16 protein-coding genes are annotated in these 15,659 nt (G+C 69.5%); 13 read left to right on the top strand and 3 right to left on the bottom strand.

All coding sequences use genetic code 11. The features are described from left to right. Positions 1–45: 45 nt before the first annotated feature. Positions 46–576, bottom strand: a complete 531-nt coding sequence (locus ACK5KK_RS13165) for a VOC family protein (protein WP_416890537.1) — start codon at positions 574–576, stop codon at positions 46–48. A 173-nt stretch (positions 577–749) separates the two neighbouring features. Here ACK5KK_RS13165 and ACK5KK_RS13170 point away from each other — a divergent pair, with 173 nt between their 5' ends. Continuing rightward, complete coding sequence (locus ACK5KK_RS13170; protein WP_416890538.1) at positions 750–1,559, top strand: SDR family NAD(P)-dependent oxidoreductase; 810 nt, start codon at positions 750–752, stop codon at positions 1,557–1,559. 13 nt (positions 1,560–1,572) lie between these two features. Here ACK5KK_RS13170 and ACK5KK_RS13175 read toward each other — a convergent pair whose 3' ends face one another. Continuing rightward, positions 1,573–2,331, bottom strand: a complete 759-nt coding sequence (locus tag ACK5KK_RS13175) for an IclR family transcriptional regulator (protein WP_416890539.1) — start codon at positions 2,329–2,331, stop codon at positions 1,573–1,575. Between the two features lie 67 nt (positions 2,332–2,398). Further along, positions 2,399–3,133 (bottom strand): SDR family NAD(P)-dependent oxidoreductase, encoded by a 735-nt coding sequence (locus ACK5KK_RS13180; protein ID WP_416890540.1) that lies wholly within the window; start codon positions 3,131–3,133, stop codon positions 2,399–2,401. Between the two features lie 148 nt (positions 3,134–3,281). Between ACK5KK_RS13180 and ACK5KK_RS13185 the strand changes: the two genes are divergently transcribed. The 12 genes from ACK5KK_RS13185 (at position 3,282) to ACK5KK_RS13240 (ending at position 15,504) form a co-directional block, all read left to right on the top strand. After that, positions 3,282–4,055 (top strand): SDR family NAD(P)-dependent oxidoreductase, encoded by a 774-nt coding sequence (locus ACK5KK_RS13185; protein WP_416890541.1) that lies wholly within the window; start codon positions 3,282–3,284, stop codon positions 4,053–4,055. Between the two features lie 43 nt (positions 4,056–4,098). Next, positions 4,099–5,352, top strand: a complete 1,254-nt coding sequence (locus tag ACK5KK_RS13190; RefSeq protein ID WP_416890542.1) for an alpha-hydroxy acid oxidase — start codon at positions 4,099–4,101, stop codon at positions 5,350–5,352. After that, on the top strand, positions 5,349–6,320 hold the full coding sequence (locus ACK5KK_RS13195; RefSeq protein WP_416890543.1) for a C-terminal binding protein: 972 nt from the start codon (positions 5,349–5,351) through the stop codon (positions 6,318–6,320). Before ACK5KK_RS13190 ends, ACK5KK_RS13195 begins: the two co-directional genes overlap by 4 nt. Before the next feature lie 74 nt (positions 6,321–6,394). After that, positions 6,395–7,234 carry a carboxymuconolactone decarboxylase family protein gene (locus tag ACK5KK_RS13200; protein ID WP_416890544.1) on the top strand — a complete coding sequence of 280 codons (840 nt, stop codon included), beginning with the start codon at positions 6,395–6,397 and terminating at the stop codon, positions 7,232–7,234. Positions 7,235–7,359: 125 nt separating this feature from the next. Beyond that, positions 7,360–8,607, top strand: a complete 1,248-nt coding sequence (locus ACK5KK_RS13205; RefSeq protein ID WP_416890545.1) for an ABC transporter substrate-binding protein — start codon at positions 7,360–7,362, stop codon at positions 8,605–8,607. Positions 8,608–8,686: 79 nt separating this feature from the next. Beyond that, positions 8,687–9,544, top strand: coding sequence for a branched-chain amino acid ABC transporter permease (locus ACK5KK_RS13210; RefSeq protein WP_416890546.1), 858 nt, complete (start codon positions 8,687–8,689; stop codon positions 9,542–9,544). After that, entirely contained in the window at positions 9,522–11,354 is a 1,833-nt protein-coding gene (locus ACK5KK_RS13215; RefSeq protein ID WP_416890547.1) for an ABC transporter permease subunit, read from the top strand. The genes ACK5KK_RS13210 and ACK5KK_RS13215 overlap by 23 nt, the downstream gene beginning before the upstream one ends. Continuing rightward, the gene (locus tag ACK5KK_RS13220) at positions 11,351–12,100 is read left to right on the top strand and encodes an ABC transporter ATP-binding protein (protein WP_416890548.1); all 750 of its coding nucleotides are present in this window, start codon (positions 11,351–11,353) and stop codon (positions 12,098–12,100) included. The genes ACK5KK_RS13215 and ACK5KK_RS13220 overlap by 4 nt, the downstream gene beginning before the upstream one ends. Beyond that, positions 12,100–12,924, top strand: a complete 825-nt coding sequence (locus ACK5KK_RS13225; protein ID WP_416890549.1) for a cyclase family protein — start codon at positions 12,100–12,102, stop codon at positions 12,922–12,924. Before ACK5KK_RS13220 ends, ACK5KK_RS13225 begins: the two co-directional genes overlap by 1 nt. A 17-nt stretch (positions 12,925–12,941) precedes the next feature. Further along, complete coding sequence (locus ACK5KK_RS13230) at positions 12,942–13,757, top strand: cyclase family protein (RefSeq protein WP_416890550.1); 816 nt, start codon at positions 12,942–12,944, stop codon at positions 13,755–13,757. A 30-nt stretch (positions 13,758–13,787) separates the two neighbouring features. Then, the gene (locus ACK5KK_RS13235) at positions 13,788–14,255 is read left to right on the top strand and encodes a VOC family protein (RefSeq protein ID WP_416890551.1); all 468 of its coding nucleotides are present in this window, start codon (positions 13,788–13,790) and stop codon (positions 14,253–14,255) included. A 4-nt stretch (positions 14,256–14,259) separates the two neighbouring features. Continuing rightward, a complete protein-coding gene (locus ACK5KK_RS13240) occupies positions 14,260–15,504 on the top strand; it encodes an ABC transporter substrate-binding protein (RefSeq protein ID WP_416890552.1) in 1,245 nt (414 codons plus the stop codon). Positions 15,505–15,659: the final 155 nt, after the last annotated feature.

Genomic DNA, 15,659 nt, shown 5'->3' on the forward strand with positions numbered 1-15,659 from the left:
TTCCATCCTGTCGCCACGTCCGGAAGGTGTCAACCGGCGACGACCTCAGACGTCGAAGTGCCAGGTGAGATGGGGGTCGAAGCGCCGGGCCGGCACCTCGATGAACTCGGCGTAGCTGCCCCAGAGCCCGACCGTGTCGAAATACGTGAACTCACCATCCCCGTCGACGCCCTGACCACTCCCGCTCATGACTTCTTCGATCCCGCGCGCGGCGAACCACTCCCGCACCTCGGTCATCGACGGCACGAACCATCCCAGGTGGTGCAGTCCGGCACCCCGCTCCTCGAGGAAGGTGGTGAACACGCTGGGTCCGTCGATGGGCTGGATGACCTCCAACCGGGGTCCGTAGGCGGGGACGGCCGCGAGGGAACGGTACTCGGCCGGCTGCCCCTTGTAGAACCGGTTCGGCAGGTAGTCACCGGTGTAGTCCCAGCCCACCCAGTCCGAGATGCCGAAGAGCCGAGAGTACTCGGCCAGCGTCTTCTCCATGTCGGGTACGACATAGGCCACCTGGTCGGGCGGACGGTTGACGAAGCTCGTCGCGGACACGTCGGACCGATCTCCGAAACCTGCCATGGGAAACCTCCTCGTTCGGCGATGCGCACCCCTGCGCACTCGGTCAGCGTAGCACGCCATTCCGATATCACAGATTATTATCCGTGATATCGGACTGTTGCGAGCCCGCAATGCGCCGATTACTATCCGAAATAGCAGTCATAAGTTTGATATATCGGATTTGAGAGGGCATCATGCGCGGACTACGGGACAAGGTCGTCATCGTCACGGGAGGAGCGCGGGGGATCGGCGCCGCCACGGCGCAGCGCCTGTCCGAGGAGGGGGCGCGCCTCGTGCTCGTCGACATCGACGGGGACGAGGCGCAGGCCACGGCCGACGCCCTGCCTACGGAGGCCATCGGGGTGGCCGCGGATGTCTCACAGGAAACGGATGTCGCCGCCTACCACCGCGCCGCATTGGACCGATTCGGTCGCATCGACGGCGTCCATCTGAACGCGGGCATCGGCGGCGACTGGGGCGTCGGCCTCGCCGACACCACGATGGAGGACTACGACCGTGTGCTGGCGATCGACCTGCGCGGCGTGTACCTCGGCATGCGGCAGGCGCTGCGCGATTTCCGCGACGCCGGGCACGGTGGCGCGATCGTGACGACCGCCTCGACGGCGGGCATCGTCGGCGGCGAGTGGGTGAGCCCCTACGTCGGCGCCAAGCACGGGGTCGTCGGCCTCACCAAGTCCGGGGCCGTCAACGGCGGGCCGCTCGGCGTGCGCGTGAACTGCGTCGCCCCCGGACTGGTCGTGACCCGCCTCACCGACATCAACGAGTCGGTCATCGAAGACGCCGCCCGCGCCCGGGCCGCGCAGGTCGCGACCGTCCCGATGGGCCGCGCGGGCAGCCCGGAAGAGGTCGCCAGCGTCGTCGCGTTCCTCCTCAGCGACGACTCCTCGTACGTCAGCGGCGTCGTCATCCCCGTGGAAGGGGCCAGCCTCGTCGACCACCCCCGCGCCCGCGCCATCGCGAATCTGCAGCGCTCGGGCGCGTAACCGGCGCGGCCGTTCAGTCGTGGGGGAAGTAGCCGAGCTGGCCGGACAGATCCGCCGCGGCGGCCACGACCAGTTCGGCGTACTCCTCGCGCAACCCGTCGCTCATCCGCGACAGCGGCACGCTGATGCTCATGGCGGCGACGACGTCGCCCGCGCTCCCCCGGATCGGTGCGGCGACGCAGGAGACGTCGGGCGTCGACTCGGAATTGTCGATGGCGTAGCCGCGCTTGCGCGTCGCGGCCAGCTCGCGGCGCAGCGCCGGCACCGTTCCGATCGAGGTCGGGGTGAACGTCTCCAACTCGACGCCGTCGAAGAGCGCCTCGAACTTGCCCTCGGGCAACTCGGCGAGCATCGCCTTGCCGATCCCGGTGACATGCGCGGGCAGCATCCGTCCCACGGTCGAGACCAGGCGCAGCTGACGGGAGGACTCGGCCTTGGCCGTGTACAGCACGTTGCGTCCGTCCAGGACGGCCACCTGCACGGTCTCGTCGACGGTGTCGCGCAGCGCCGCGGCCGCGTCGCTGGTGAGGCGATCAGAGTCGACGCTGTCGGCGAACCGGGATCCGAGCATGAAGAGCTTGGCGCCGAGAACGATACCGCCGTCCGCCGCCTGCTCGATCACCCGGTGTGCACGAAGGGTGCTGATCAGCTCGTAGGTCGCACTGCGCGGGATACCCAACTGCATGGAGACCTCCGCGATCTTCAGGCCCGGAGTGGCCGCGACAAGGTCCAGAATGCGCAGGCCTCGCGCCAGTGCGGGGACTTCTCTCATGAGGGACCACTATACGGATCGGACCCCCGAAACCATCGAAGATTCCGATATGTCGTTGCGAATCCGGTCATTCGAATCCGCCGGTCACGTCCAGAAAAGCGCCGGTGACACCGACCGCGTCGTCACTGACCAGATAGGCGACGGCCGCGGCGATCTCGGCGGGTTCGATGAACCGCTTCAGGCGGGTGCGGGACATGATCCGCTCCAGCGCCTCCTCGCGGGTGATGCCCTCCTCCTGGGCGTGCAAGGCGATGCTGCCCTCGAACCGCTCGCCCTTGATGATCCCGGGCAGCACGGCGTTGGCGCGGATTCCCCACGGCGCGAGTTCGTTGGCGAGGGACTTGGTCAGACCGAGCAGCGCCCACTTGGACAGTCCGTACGGGGCGCGCCCGACGGCCCCGGTACGCGCCGCACCGGAGGCGATCTGGACGATGCACCCCTCGCCCCGCTCCCGCATGCCCGGGATCACCTGTTGCGCGGCCAGCACGTGCGACACGGTGTTGACGTCGAGGGTCTGGCGGAAGTCGCCGATCGGGATGTCCCACACGGCGCCGGTCGCACCGCGGATGCCGACATTGTTGACGAGTGTGTGCACGGCGCCCACGGCGGCGAACGCGCCGCGCACCGCCTGCTCGTCGGCGAAGTCGCACGGCAGGAATCGCCTCCCCTCGGCCACGCTGCGCGCCCCCGCGTCGAGGTCGACGTCCATGGCGACCACATCGAAACCGTCGTGCTGCAATCGGCGCGCGATCTCGAGCCCGATGCCGCCCGCGCCCGCCGTGACCACCGCTGTCCTGGACATACCCGTCTCCTCCTTGTCAACGGCGGCGACGGCTTGACATCCGCCGCCCCTCTCCGGCTACTCTGTCCAACATACAAGAGTGAGTTCCGATATCTCAGAGAATCGTGGGATCGGTCTCGCGCCAACGCCTTCAGGACAAGGAAGACCCATGGCAACCACGTCATTCCCCACCGAGCGCACCGTCGTCGTGACCGGAGCGGGCAGCGAGCGCGGCATCGGCCGTGCGGTCGCCTTGCGCCTGGCCCGCTCCGGGTGGTCCGTCGCCGCGCTCGACATCGACGAGGCCGCCGCGCAACGCACCGCGCGCGAAGTCGGCGAGCGGTTCGGCGTGCCCGCGCTCGGCGTCGCCGCCGATATCGCGGACGAGCACAGCGTCGACGACGCCGCCGCGCGGGTCGAAGCCGAACTCGCGCCCGTCGTGGGGATCGCGAACGTCGCCGGCGTCAGCTCACCGGTTCCCTTCCTGGAACTGACCACGCAGGAGTGGGACCGCGTCTTCGACGTCAACATCCGCGGGCAGTTCTTCGTGACCCGCCGCTTCATGCAGGGCATGGTCGACCGCGGCATCGGCCGGGTCGTGTCGGTCTCGTCAGCCTCGGCGCAGCGCGGTGGCGGGGTCTACAGCAAGGTGCCCTACTCGGCGGCCAAGGCCGCGCTCCTGGGTATGACCCGCGCCCTGGCCCGCGAAGTGGGCAAGAACGGGGTGACCGTCAACGCCGTCTCGCCCGGCCCGATCGACACAGACATCATGGGCGGCGCGCTCAGCGAGGAGCGCAAGGCCGACATGGTCGCCGACCTCGTCGTCGACCGCGTCGGCACCGTCGACGACGTGGCCGCGGTGATCGAGTTCCTGCTCGGGCCAGACAGCGGTTACATCACCGGGGCGACCTACAACGTCAACGGCGGTCTCATCATCGACTGAGGGTGCCCGCAGCAACGGAGGACGACAAGCCGAAAGGGTCGACGTGACGGTGACGAAGGAGCGGCGCAGCCCGCTGGATGCCCCGCGGGAGATGTACCGGATGCTGCGCGAGGGAGGCATCCGCACCGATCGATGGGAGACGGCGCCGACGATCGGCGACATCCGCCGGCTCGCCCGCCGCCGGCTGCCCCAGTTGGCGTTCGACTTCATCGACGGCGGTGCCGGCGCCGAGATCACGCTGCGGGCCAACGTCGCCGACCTCGCGCAGGTGACCCTGCGGCCGCGGTCGCTCGTGGACATCAGCGATGTGGACACCTCGGTGGAGCTGTTCGGGCAGCGTCTGCCGATGCCGCTGGTGATGTCGCCGTGCGGGCTCATGCGCATCGCCGGCGGCGAGGGCGAACTGGCCGCCGTCCGCGCGGCCGGACAGGCCGGGGTGACCTACACGATCAGCACCGCCTCCAGCTGGTCGATCGAGGAGATCGCCGCCCAGGCGAGCGGTCCGCTGTGGTTCCAGCTCTACCTGTGGCGTTCCCGCGAGGTGGTGCGCACCCTGGTCGATCGCGCCCGCGCCGCCGGCTGCGCCGCCCTCGTGGTCACCCTCGACGTGCCCGTCAACGGCAAGCGCCCCCGCGATCACCGCAACGGCATGTCGATTCCGCCGAAGGTGACGCCGCGCAACGCGCTGCAGGTGGCCCGCCGCCCCCGCTGGTTCCTCGATCTGCTCCGCGGCCCCGCCATCGGCTTCCGCAACCTGGAGGGTATCGCCACCGGGTCGAGCGCGATGTCCCACCAGGAGTTCGTCAACACCCAGCTGGTCAATCCGCGCGCGTCCTGGGAGGACGTGTCGTGGTTGCGTCGCGAGTGGGACGGACCGCTCATCCTCAAGGGCGTCATGTCGACCGCGGATGCCGCCCAGGCTAGCGCCGTCGGCGCCGATGCGGTCGTCGTCAGCAACCACGGCGGGCGCCAACTGGACTCGCTCGCCAGTTCCGCGCGGACGCTCCCCCGCATCCTCGATGCCGTCGGAGACGCGATGCCAGTCCTCGTCGACGGGGGCGTGCGCAGCGGCACCGACGTCGTGAAACTGCGGGCCATGGGCGCCGCCGCGGTCGGCGTCGGCCGCCCCTGGGCCTGGGGGCTCGGCGCCGGCGGCGAGCGCGGCGTCGCCCGGGCGTTGGAGATCTTCCGCGACGAGGTCACCGAAACGCTCTGCCTGCTCGGCACCCCGCACGCGGAGACGCTGACGACGGACGACGTGCATGTGCCCGCGGCCTGGTCCGGGACGACGACGTGAGCGCGCCCGCCACGACCCCGGTCATCGTGGTCACCGACCAGAGCTTCGGCGGCACACCGCACGCCGCGGCGATCGCGGTGCGCAACGGCGCCGCGTTGCGCTCGCATCAGGTGCGCGCAGAGGCGGAGACGGTCGCGGCCGTGCGCGGAGCCGACGTCGTGCTCGTGCAGTACGCGCCGGTGACGGCGGCGGTGCTGGACGCGATCAATCCCGGCGGGTGCGTCATCCGCTACGGCATCGGTTACGACAACATCGATGTGACCGCCGCGCACGCGCGCGGCATCCGGGTCGCCACGGTGCCCGACTACGGCGTCGACACCGTCGCCGACCACGCCGTCGCGCTGATCTACGCGGCCGGCCGGCGGATCGTGCAGTACGACCGGCTGCTGCGCGCTTCCCGAGGGGCCGTCGGCCCCGATGCCGCGGGCGTGTTCGACGAGTTCGCCGCCACCACCGTGGGACTGGTGGGCACGGGGCGGATCGGGCGCGCCATCGCGCACCGCCTCGCGGCATCCGGTGTGCGCCTGATCGCGTACGACCCCTACGCCGATCCGGCTGTCACACCGGCAGAGCTGCTGCCGTTGGACGACGTGCTCGCGGCGGTGGACATCCTCAGTCTGCACGCCCCCGCCACAGCCGAGACCCACCATCTCATCCGGGCCGAGACGCTGGCCCGGATGAAACCGGACGCGGTGCTCGTCAACACCGCCCGCGGTTCCCTGGTCGACACCGAGGCGCTCGCCGACGCGCTCGTGGACGGGCGCCTCGGCGGCGCCGCCCTCGATGTCGTCGACCCCGAGCCGCTGCCGCCGGACTCCCGGCTGTGGGACGCACCCAACCTGCTGATGACGCCGCACGTCGCGTTCTACTCCCGGCAGTCGCTGGAGCGACTGGAGCGGCTCGCCGCCGAAGAGGCGGAACGGGCGTTGCGGTCCGAGCCGCTGCGCAGCGAGATCACGGCGCCGTGACTGCCGTAAGCGGCACCCAGACGGCCACCCACCTGCGGAGGCTCCGCCACACCTGATCGGAAGGACACCTGCACATGGTCACCAACGAACCCACCGACGACTGGAAGGCGAACGTGGGAAAGGTCTCCCTGACCGCGCGGCAGACCGAGATCCGCGAGGCCTTCATCGCGCGGCGCGGCTACTGGGCCGACGACTGGCAGCTCATCCTGGAACTGGACCCCGAGTTCTTGGCGCGGTACACCGAGGTGTCGGCGTACGCCGGCGAGCACGCCACAGCGGTCGCCGACGGCGGACTCGACCGCAAAAGCCGTGAACTGATCTACGTCGCCCTGTGCGCGCAGCTCACGCATCCCCATCCGCCGGGCATCCTCGGTCACGGACGCAACGCGATCGCCGCCGGGGCGACACCACAGGAGGTGCTCGCCGTCATGGAGCTCGTCTCCACGCTGGGGGTGGCCGGACTCCACCTCGCCGTCCGCGAGCTCGAAGCCGACGCGCCGGGCACCGTCGCGGGCCTCGCGGCGCAGGACGGGACGACGGATGCCGAGGTGGCCACCCTGTCGGAGCAGTTCCGGAGCGTCTACGGCGCGTGGGACGACGAAGTCGAAGACGTCCTGCGGGCCGCGGCCGGCTTCTACCGCACCGTCATCGATCTGTCCGAGATCCCCCGGCACTCCGGGGTGCTCGATCCGAAGCTGGTCGCCCTGATCACCTTCGCCACCGACGCGTTCGTGACCCACCGCGACGAGGCCGCCCTGCGCCGCGACATTCGCGCCGCGAAGGCCGCGGGGGTCAGTCCGCGAGAGCTGCTCGACGTCGTCATCCAGACCTGCGGCGCGGGCATCCACGCCGTGACGGTCGGCGCGCCACTGCTGGCGCAACTGATGGCCGAGCCGGCACCGGATCCGGCGTGACCCGGCATCGTTGCACGCTCGTGACTCGGCTTTCGGTTGACACCGCCCAGGGCGTCCGCTAGACAGAAATCTGACATCACATACTGATATACGAAATATCAGACAACCCGAACGAAGGAGTTCCCGTGTTCCAGAACTCGCGCACACGGATCGGCGCGGCACTCGCCACGCTCGCCGTCGCCGCGCTGGTCGCCACCGGCTGCGCCGGCGACGGCGGCGGTAGCGGAGGAGGGGGCGGCGACGCCAGTCCCATCAAAGTCGGTCAGATCACCACGATCTCGGGCGGCTACCCGTTCGGCGACACCGTGCCGGGCACCCAGTCGTACGTCAACTGGCTCAACGACAACGGCGGCGTGAACGGCCACCCGGTCGAGTTCGTCTCCGGCGACGACAAGGGCGACGCGGCGGAGGCTGCGCAGCTGGCCCGCAAGATGGTGCAGCAGGACGGCGTCGTCGGCATGGTCGGCAACACCAGCCTCGTCGACTGCCAGGCCAACCGTGCCATGTACGAGGGCAACAACGTCGCCGTCATCGGCGGCGGCGCCGTCACCGACTGCTTCCAGCAACCGAACTGGGCACCGGTGAACTCGGGGCCGTTCGTCGGCGTCTGGACGGTGTGGACCTATGTCTACGAACAGTTCCAGCCCGACAAAGCGTGCTTCGTCGGCCAGAACGACCCCACCTCGGTGCCCTACTTCGAGCAGCTCGCGGCGGACTTCAGGGCCGAGTACGGGATGAACATCGTGTTGACGCACACCAATGACGCATCCCAGGACCCCACCCCCGCGGTGACCAACGCGAAGTCCGAGGGCTGTGATGTGGTCATCATGACCACGGTGGCGCCGAACTTCGCCGCGTTCGTGAACACCGCCAAGTCGGTCGGCCTCGACGCCACTTTCATCTGCGGCGGCTCGTGCTACGACGCCGGTCTTCCGGAGACCCTCGGCGCCAACGGTGAGCCCGGGGCGCTCGGACCGAACAGCAAGGGTGTCTATGTGGCCGCCGAGCTGGCACCGATCGACGACCCGAACGAGAACATCCAGGCCATGCTCGACCAGTTCGAGGCCGACGGGGTGGACGCGAACTTCTGGAGTCAGATCGGCTGGCTGAGCGCCAAGGTGTTCTTCGAGGGGCTCGCCCAGAACCCCGACGCCGACGTCACCACCGCGGAGGGCGTGCTCGACCAGTTGCGCGGAATGGAGTTCATCGACACGGGCTTCGCCGCCACGCCCCTGGGCTTCGGCGACGGCGAGACGCACGCACCGAACCTCGGCGGCCGCGTGCTGGTGGTGCAGGACGGCGGGTTCTCCGACGCCCCCGGCCAGGACGGCGGCTGGACGGTCATCGAGCCGCTGCCGGCGCCGGAAGGCTGATCGTGCGCCGCTCGGGTGAGTTCCCGCGACCTGCAGAGCCCACCCGGGCGGCACCGGCGCACCACGGAGGTGACCATCGATGATCGATCAGATCCTGGCGGGGCTGGTCTCGGGAGGAGTCTTCGCCCTCCTGGGCGTGTGCCTCGTCGTGATGTACCAGATCGTCGGCGTGCTGAGCTTCGCCCAAGCCGGCATCGGCGGGCTCGGCGCCTGCGCCGCCCTGCTGCTGCAAAACCAATTCGGCTGGTCGACGGTGCCCGCCATCCTCGGCGGCATCGCGGCCGGCATGCTGATCGGTGCCCTCATCGGCTGGATCATGGCGCGGTTCTTCATCGACGCCAGCATCGAGACCCGCTCCACCGTCACCATCGGACTGCTGGTGACGATCATGGCGATCGGCAACCGTATCCTCGATGGGAAGACCTACCGCTTCCCCGACATGTTCAGCGGCGCCACGATCCGTGTCGGCGGCATCGGCCTCCCCGTCGCGAGCGTCGTCGAGACGGTTCTGGCGATCGCCCTCGCGCTGGGAATCGGGCTGTTCCTGACCCGCACGCGCGCCGGGTCGCAGTTGCGGGCGATGTCGCAGCGGCCGACCACCGCGCAGCTGCTGGGCATTCCGGTGGGGCGGCTGACCGTCGCGGTCTGGTCGTTCGCGTCGGGTATCGCCACCCTCGCGCTGCTGTTCGTGCTGCCCACCAGCACGACCTCGTTCCCGACGCTGGCCTACATGATCCTCGGGGCTCTCGCCGCCGCGCTGCTGGGGCTGCTGCGCCACCTGCTGCTCGTCGCGATCGGCGGGCTGCTCATCGGGGTCGTGCAGTCGCTCATCATCCCGACGCCGTTCGGCAACTACACCGACGCCGTCCCCTTCCTGATCATCATGGTGATCATGGTCTACTGGAGAAGAAAAGATGTCTGGTCTGAAGCGCGGTAGCACGCCGCAGCTGATCACGATGGGCATCGTTCTGCTCATCCTGTTCGCCGTGGTCTCGGCCGCGACCGGCTACTGGCAGTACATCGCCACGATCGGCGCCGCCCAGGCGATCGTCGGGCTCAGCGTCGGCGTCGTCTACGGCACCGCCGGGATGCTGTCGCTCGCACAGCTCTCGCTCGCGGTGATCGGCTCCTGGACCGTCGCCTACGTCGCCGCCGACCTCGGCATCGTGCCGACGCCGTGGGCGATCGTGCTCGGTGCCGTGGTCGCCGTGCCGATCGGTCTGCTGGTGGCGCTGCCGGCGATGCGCCTGCGGGGGGTGAATCTCGCGGTGGTGACCCTCGGGTTCGTGATCGTGATCTACACCGTCGCGCGGGGCCAACAGGTCCCCGGAAGTCAGAACACGCTGTACGTGGCACGTGAGGGATGGATCGCCAGTGACTACGCGCTGTTCATCGTGGCGTGGGGGAGCTTCGTCGCGCTCGCCGCCGGAGTCATCGTGCTCCGCCGCAGCCGCTGGGGGCTGTCGTGGCTGGCGCTGGCCCGCAGCGAACGCGCCGCCGCCTCCCTGGGGGTCAGCATCGTGCGGGCGAAGCTGGCGGCGTTCGGGGTGAGCGCGTTCCTGGCCGGGTGGGCCGGCGGCATCCTGGTGACCGTGTACGGCAGCCCCGACGAGGGGACCTTCTCCCCCATCCAGGCGCTGCTGTTCTTCGTGCTCGCGGTGCTGTTCGGTGCCGGGTACTGGGAGGGGGCGCTCGCCCTCGGCATCTTCAACACTCTGATCGCCGCCCTGTTCCGCGAGTGGGGGCTGCCGCCCGACATCGGCTCCATCATCTTCGGCCTCGGGGCGGTGCAGATCCTCAGCACCGGGACCAAACGCGGGTTCAGTGGCGATATCCGCAACCTCATCGGCAAGATCCGGCGACGCCGCTCCCACCGAGGCCCCGACGCCGCGGTGGAGCTGATCGACGCGCCGCGACCGATCGCGACACCGGCGCCGGTGCTTCCCGGCGACGGCCTCGTCGCCCGCGACGTGACCGTGAAGTACGGCGCCGTCGTCGCGCTGCGCGATGTGTCGCTGCGGGTGCCGCACCGCACGATCGTGGGCCTGGTGGGCCCCAACGGTGCCGGCAAGTCGACGATGATCGACGCGATCACCGGATACACCGCGCCCTCGACAGGAACCGTCACGATCGACGGCATGGACGTGGCCGGGATGCCGGTGCACCGGCGCGCCCGCATCGTCCGCCGCACCTTCCAGACCGAACGCACGATGGACGATCTCACCGCGCGCGACTACCTGCGTCTGGCCGCCGACGGCCGCGTCGATCCCGCCCGCCTCGCCGACATCATCGACTACATCGGGCTGCGCACCCCCGACACCAGCCTGCGCCACCTCGACGTCCGCGCCCGCCGGCTGCTGATGATCGGCGGCGCCCTGATCAGCGCCCCGTCGGTCGCGCTCCTGGATGAGCCGGCCGCGGGCCTGGATGCCGATGAGTCCGCCGACCTCGCCGCGCGACTGCGGGAGATCCCGGAACGATTCGGCTGCGGTGTCCTGCTCATCGAGCACGACATGGACCTGGTCCGGGAGGTGTGCACCGAGGTGACCGTGCTCGACTTCGGCAAGGTGCTCGCCGCCGGGCCGACGGCGGAGGTGCTCGACGACCCCGCCGTCGCGAAGGCGTACCTGGGCGAAGATGTCGAAGAGGTCGACGTCACCACCGACACGGTGCGCACCGCGCTGCAGGATTCGGCCGCCACCGCGACCTTTCCCACCGCCGCACCGAAGAAGGGGGGCCGGCGATGAGCGACGGGCTGCGACTGGACGACGTCACGGTGTACCGCGGCGAACTGCCCATCGTGCGCGGCGTGACCCTCGCCGTCCCGCCGGGCGAGGTCACCGTGCTGCTGGGCGCGAACGGCGCCGGCAAGACCACGCTGCTCGACGCGATCGCGGGGGTCATCCCCGCGAAGTCGGGTGCGATCGAGTTGGACGGGCGCAACATCGGCGGGATGCGGCGGGACAAACGGTCCCGCGACGGTCTGGCCTACGTGGAGCAGGGCCGCACGATCTTCGGCGAACTGACCGTCGACGAGAACCTCGCCGTCGCCGCGCGGGGAAACCCGATTCAGCGCGCCTACGACCTTTTCCCCGAGCTGGTGCAGCGCCGCGCGATCGCCGCGCAGATGCTGTCGGGCGGCGAACAGCAGATGCTGGTGCTCGCCCGCGCACTGCTCTCGCAGCCGTCCGTGCTGATGATCGACGAGATGTCGCAGGGGCTGGCCCCCGTCATCGTGCGGCGGCTGCTGCCGTTCGTGGAGCAGGCCGCCGCCAGCGGCATCGCCGTGCTCCTGGTGGAGCAGTTCGCCGCCCTCGCCCTGTCGATCGGCACCTCCGCCGCCGTGCTCAGCGTCGGGCAGATCGTGCTGGAGGGCAGCTGCGCGCAACTGCGCGACCGCATGGACGACGTGCGCCGCGCGTACCTGTCGGGCGCGTCCAGCACACCGGAGACCGTCACCCCCGCAGCCGAGCCCGGTCGAGGATCCTCCTGATGCTCGCCGTGCCGGGCCTCGACGAGGTCACCGTGATCGAGCTGGGGCAACTGATCGACGGTCAGCCGACGAAGAACCCGCCGCTGCCGGACTTCGAGCAGCGGCTCTACGAGACCCACGATCCGGCTCGGGAGATCATCCCGGGCCAGGTCGCCGGGGTCACCAGCGCCACCGAGACGATCTTCCTGTCCACGCACTCGGGCACCCACATGGATTCGCTGAGCCACGTCGCGCTGAACGGCCGCCTGTTCGACGGCACCCGCGTCGACGAGCCGGGCGTGCAGGAGGTGACCCGCGGTGTGCGGCTGCGCACCCGGGAGAACTTCTCGCCGATCGTCTCACGCGGCATCCTGCTCGACTTCCCCGGCCTGCTGGGGGTGCCGATCGTGCCGCAGGAGTATGTCATGACCCCCGACGAGGTGCGGCGCGCCCTCGCCGCGGACGGGCTGGAGATCCGCCCCGGCGACACGGTGCTGTTCCGCAGCGGGTGGGACACCAAGACCGCCGACAACACCGAGTACAACCGGATGCCGATCCCCGGGCCCGACGGCGCCACCGCACGCCTGCTGGTCGAGGCGGGGGTGGTCGCCACCGGCGCCGACACCATGACGTACGAGCGCGCGCCGGGGACCCCGCGGCAGATCGGACACGTCACACTCATCCCGAAGGCCGGCGTGTTCATCTTCGAGATGATGGACCTCCGCGCTCTGGCCGCCACCGGCATCCGCGAGTTCCTCTTCGTCGCCGCGCCGCTGCGCATCGCCGGCGCCACCGGCTCCCCCATCAATCCGCTCGCCCTCGTGGGCGGGACGGCTGCCGACTAGGAAGTGAAGGTGCTGCCATGACAACGATCCTCGACTTCGCCACCACCGGGCGTGTCATCCAGCTGGGACAACTGATCGACGGTCAGCCGACGAAGAACCCGCCGGTTCCCGACTTCGAGCAGCGCCTGTATGCCACGCACGATCCCGCCGCCGAGGAGATGCCCGGTGCCTACCCGGGGGTGACCGGCGCCAGCGACACGATCTTCATGTCGACCCACTCCGGCACGCACATGGACTCCCTCGCACACATCGCGCACAACGGTCGTCTGTTCGACGGCACCCGCATCGACGAGCCCGGCGTGCAGGAGGTGACCCGCGGTGTGCGGCTGCGCACCCGCGAGAACTTCTCGCCGATCGTGTCGCGCGGCATCCTGCTCGACTTTCCCACCGTGCTGGAGGTGGAGCGGGTCCCGCAGGACTACGTGATCACCCCGACCGAACTGGATCGGGCCCTCAGCGCCCTGGACCTGCAGATCCGGCCCGGCGACACCGTGCTGATCCGCACCGGGTGGGACACGATCGCGCACGACAACGACGAATACAACCGGATGCCGATCCCCGGGCCCGACGGCGACACCGCCCGGCGGTTGGTGGATGCCCGCATCGTGGCGACCGGTGCCGACACCATGCCGTACGAGAACGCGCCGGGCGCCACCCCGCTGGAGGTTCACGTCGAGCTGCTGCCCAAGGCCGGGATCTTCATCTTCGAGATGATGGATCTGCGCGAGCTGGCCGCCAGCGGCGCGCGCGAGTTCCTTTTCATCGCGGCGCCATTGCGGATCGCCGGCGCCACCGGTTCCCCCATCAACCCGCTCGCCGTTCTCGCGGCGTGACCGCGCCTGCCCAGATGAGGGGATGAAGAGATGACGGACACGACCATGACTCCGGCCGGCAGCCTCGTCGGCTCGTACGCCCACGTCGGCATCATCGTGGAAGACCTCGATGCCGCCATGGCGGAGATGACGGCGACCCAGGGCATCCGCTGGCTGCCGGTGCAGGAACGGCCCAACGACGACACCACGCTACGGCTGACGTTCTCCGCCTCGGAGCCCTACATCGAGCTGATCGAGGGGAGCCCCGGCACGTCGCGTGACACGTCGAACGGCCCGCACGTGGACCACCTCGCGTATTGGACGGCCGATTTCGCCGCCGACAAGCAGCGACTCCTCGATGCCGGGCTCACCCTCGATGTGGAAGGGTCGAGCCCGTTCGGCGGGTGGTGGGCGTACCTGTCCAGCCGCGTCACCGGGTACCGGATCGAACTGTGCGACATCGCCGCGTTCGAGGGCTGGCACCGGCAGTGGGGCCTGCCCGTCCCCGAGCGGTCGTAGCGCGATGAGGAACCGACACCGGACCCTCACCGCATCCGCGTTCACGGTCGCTGTGGGCGTCCTCGTCCTGTCCGGCTGCGCTGCCTCCAGCGACAGAGACGGCAGCGAGGGCGGCGGCCAGGCCGTCACCTTCGCGCAGATCACGACCGTCTCGGGCGGGTTCCCGTTCGGCGACACCGTGAAAGGAACGCAGTCGTACATCAACCTGCTCAACGACAACGGCGGACTGAACGGCTATCGCGTGGAGTTCGTCTCCGGCGACGACAAGGGCGACGCGGCCGAAGCTGCGCAGCTGGCCCGGAAGTTCATCCAGCAGGATGGCGTTGTCGGGATGGTGGGCAACACCAGCATCGTCGACTGCCAGGCGAACCGGGCGATCTACGAGGCCAACGACATCGCCGTCATGGGCGGTGGCGCGCAGACCGACTGCTACCAGCAGCCGAACTGGATGCCGATCACCGGCGGCCCCTTCGTGGGCGCGTGGATCATGTGGACCTACGCGGTGGAACAGCTGCAGGCGGAGGCGGTGTGCATCATCGGCCAGAACGATCCCACCAGCGTCCCCTACTTCGAGCAGCTGCGCGAAGCATTCGAGGCGCAGTACCGCATGCAATTCGCGTTGGCGACCTACACCAACGACACCACACAGGATCCGACGCCGGCGATGACCAATGCCAAGAGCGCCGGTTGCGATGTCATCGTCACCTCGACCGTGGCACCGAACTTCGCGGCGATGGTCGCCTCTGCCGAGTCGGTGGGGCTGGATGCCACGTTCATCGACGGCGGGTCGGCCTATGACACGACTCTGCCCGGCACCCTCGGGTCGACGGGCGAGCCCGGTGCGCTGGGGCCGGACAGCGCCGGGGTGTTCGTCGGGTCTCAGATGACGCCGCTGGACGACCCGAGCGCGGAGGTCCGAGAGATGGTCGACCAGCTGGACAAAGACGGTGTGGACGCGAACTTCTGGAGCCAGATCGGCTGGGTGAGCGCCAAGCTGTACTTCGATGCGCTGGCGCGACGCCCCGACGCCGACCTGACCTCACCGAGCGAGGTGTTGACCGCGCTGCGGGAGATGGATCCGGTCGAATCCGACTTCACGGGTGTGCCGATCGTGTTCGGGGACGGCGACACGCACTCACCGAACCTGTCCTACAAGCTGCTCACGATCACCGACGGTCAGTTCGTCAACGCCCCCGGCCTCGACGACGGCTGGATCGTGATCGACCCGCTCCCCGAACCGGAGGGCTGAGCCGCACCGTACCCAACGCTCAGAACGGGGACCGGACCCCGTTATTTTGCAATACGGAAAGAACCTGCCTTTCTTCCGCTCATTTTGGCGCCCATTCGGCGAGTCTTCCAGGAATCCTGGCACAAAGACACACCTTCGACCGCCGATGAGAGCCG

This window comes from Microbacterium sp. (assembly GCF_047972865.1).
Classification (GTDB): Bacteria; Actinomycetota; Actinomycetes; order Actinomycetales; family Microbacteriaceae; genus Microbacterium.

What these genes read in the sequence shown, in the direction of transcription:
- ACK5KK_RS13165 (WP_416890537.1), bottom strand. Translation starts at nt 576, where the DNA reads ATGGCAGGTTTCGGAGATCGGTCCGACGTGTCCGCGACGAGCTTCGTC.
- ACK5KK_RS13170 (WP_416890538.1), top strand. Translation starts at nt 750, where the DNA reads ATGCGCGGACTACGGGACAAGGTCGTCATCGTCACGGGAGGAGCGCGG.
- ACK5KK_RS13175 (WP_416890539.1), bottom strand. Translation starts at nt 2,331, where the DNA reads ATGAGAGAAGTCCCCGCACTGGCGCGAGGCCTGCGCATTCTGGACCTT.
- ACK5KK_RS13180 (WP_416890540.1), bottom strand. Translation starts at nt 3,133, where the DNA reads ATGTCCAGGACAGCGGTGGTCACGGCGGGCGCGGGCGGCATCGGGCTC.
- ACK5KK_RS13185 (WP_416890541.1), top strand. Translation starts at nt 3,282, where the DNA reads ATGGCAACCACGTCATTCCCCACCGAGCGCACCGTCGTCGTGACCGGA.
- ACK5KK_RS13200 (WP_416890544.1), top strand. Translation starts at nt 6,395, where the DNA reads ATGGTCACCAACGAACCCACCGACGACTGGAAGGCGAACGTGGGAAAG.
- ACK5KK_RS13210 (WP_416890546.1), top strand. Translation starts at nt 8,687, where the DNA reads ATGATCGATCAGATCCTGGCGGGGCTGGTCTCGGGAGGAGTCTTCGCC.
- ACK5KK_RS13215 (WP_416890547.1), top strand. Translation starts at nt 9,522, where the DNA reads ATGTCTGGTCTGAAGCGCGGTAGCACGCCGCAGCTGATCACGATGGGC.
- ACK5KK_RS13220 (WP_416890548.1), top strand. Translation starts at nt 11,351, where the DNA reads ATGAGCGACGGGCTGCGACTGGACGACGTCACGGTGTACCGCGGCGAA.
- ACK5KK_RS13225 (WP_416890549.1), top strand. Translation starts at nt 12,100, where the DNA reads ATGCTCGCCGTGCCGGGCCTCGACGAGGTCACCGTGATCGAGCTGGGG.
- ACK5KK_RS13230 (WP_416890550.1), top strand. Translation starts at nt 12,942, where the DNA reads ATGACAACGATCCTCGACTTCGCCACCACCGGGCGTGTCATCCAGCTG.
- ACK5KK_RS13235 (WP_416890551.1), top strand. Translation starts at nt 13,788, where the DNA reads ATGACGGACACGACCATGACTCCGGCCGGCAGCCTCGTCGGCTCGTAC.
- ACK5KK_RS13240 (WP_416890552.1), top strand. Translation starts at nt 14,260, where the DNA reads ATGAGGAACCGACACCGGACCCTCACCGCATCCGCGTTCACGGTCGCT.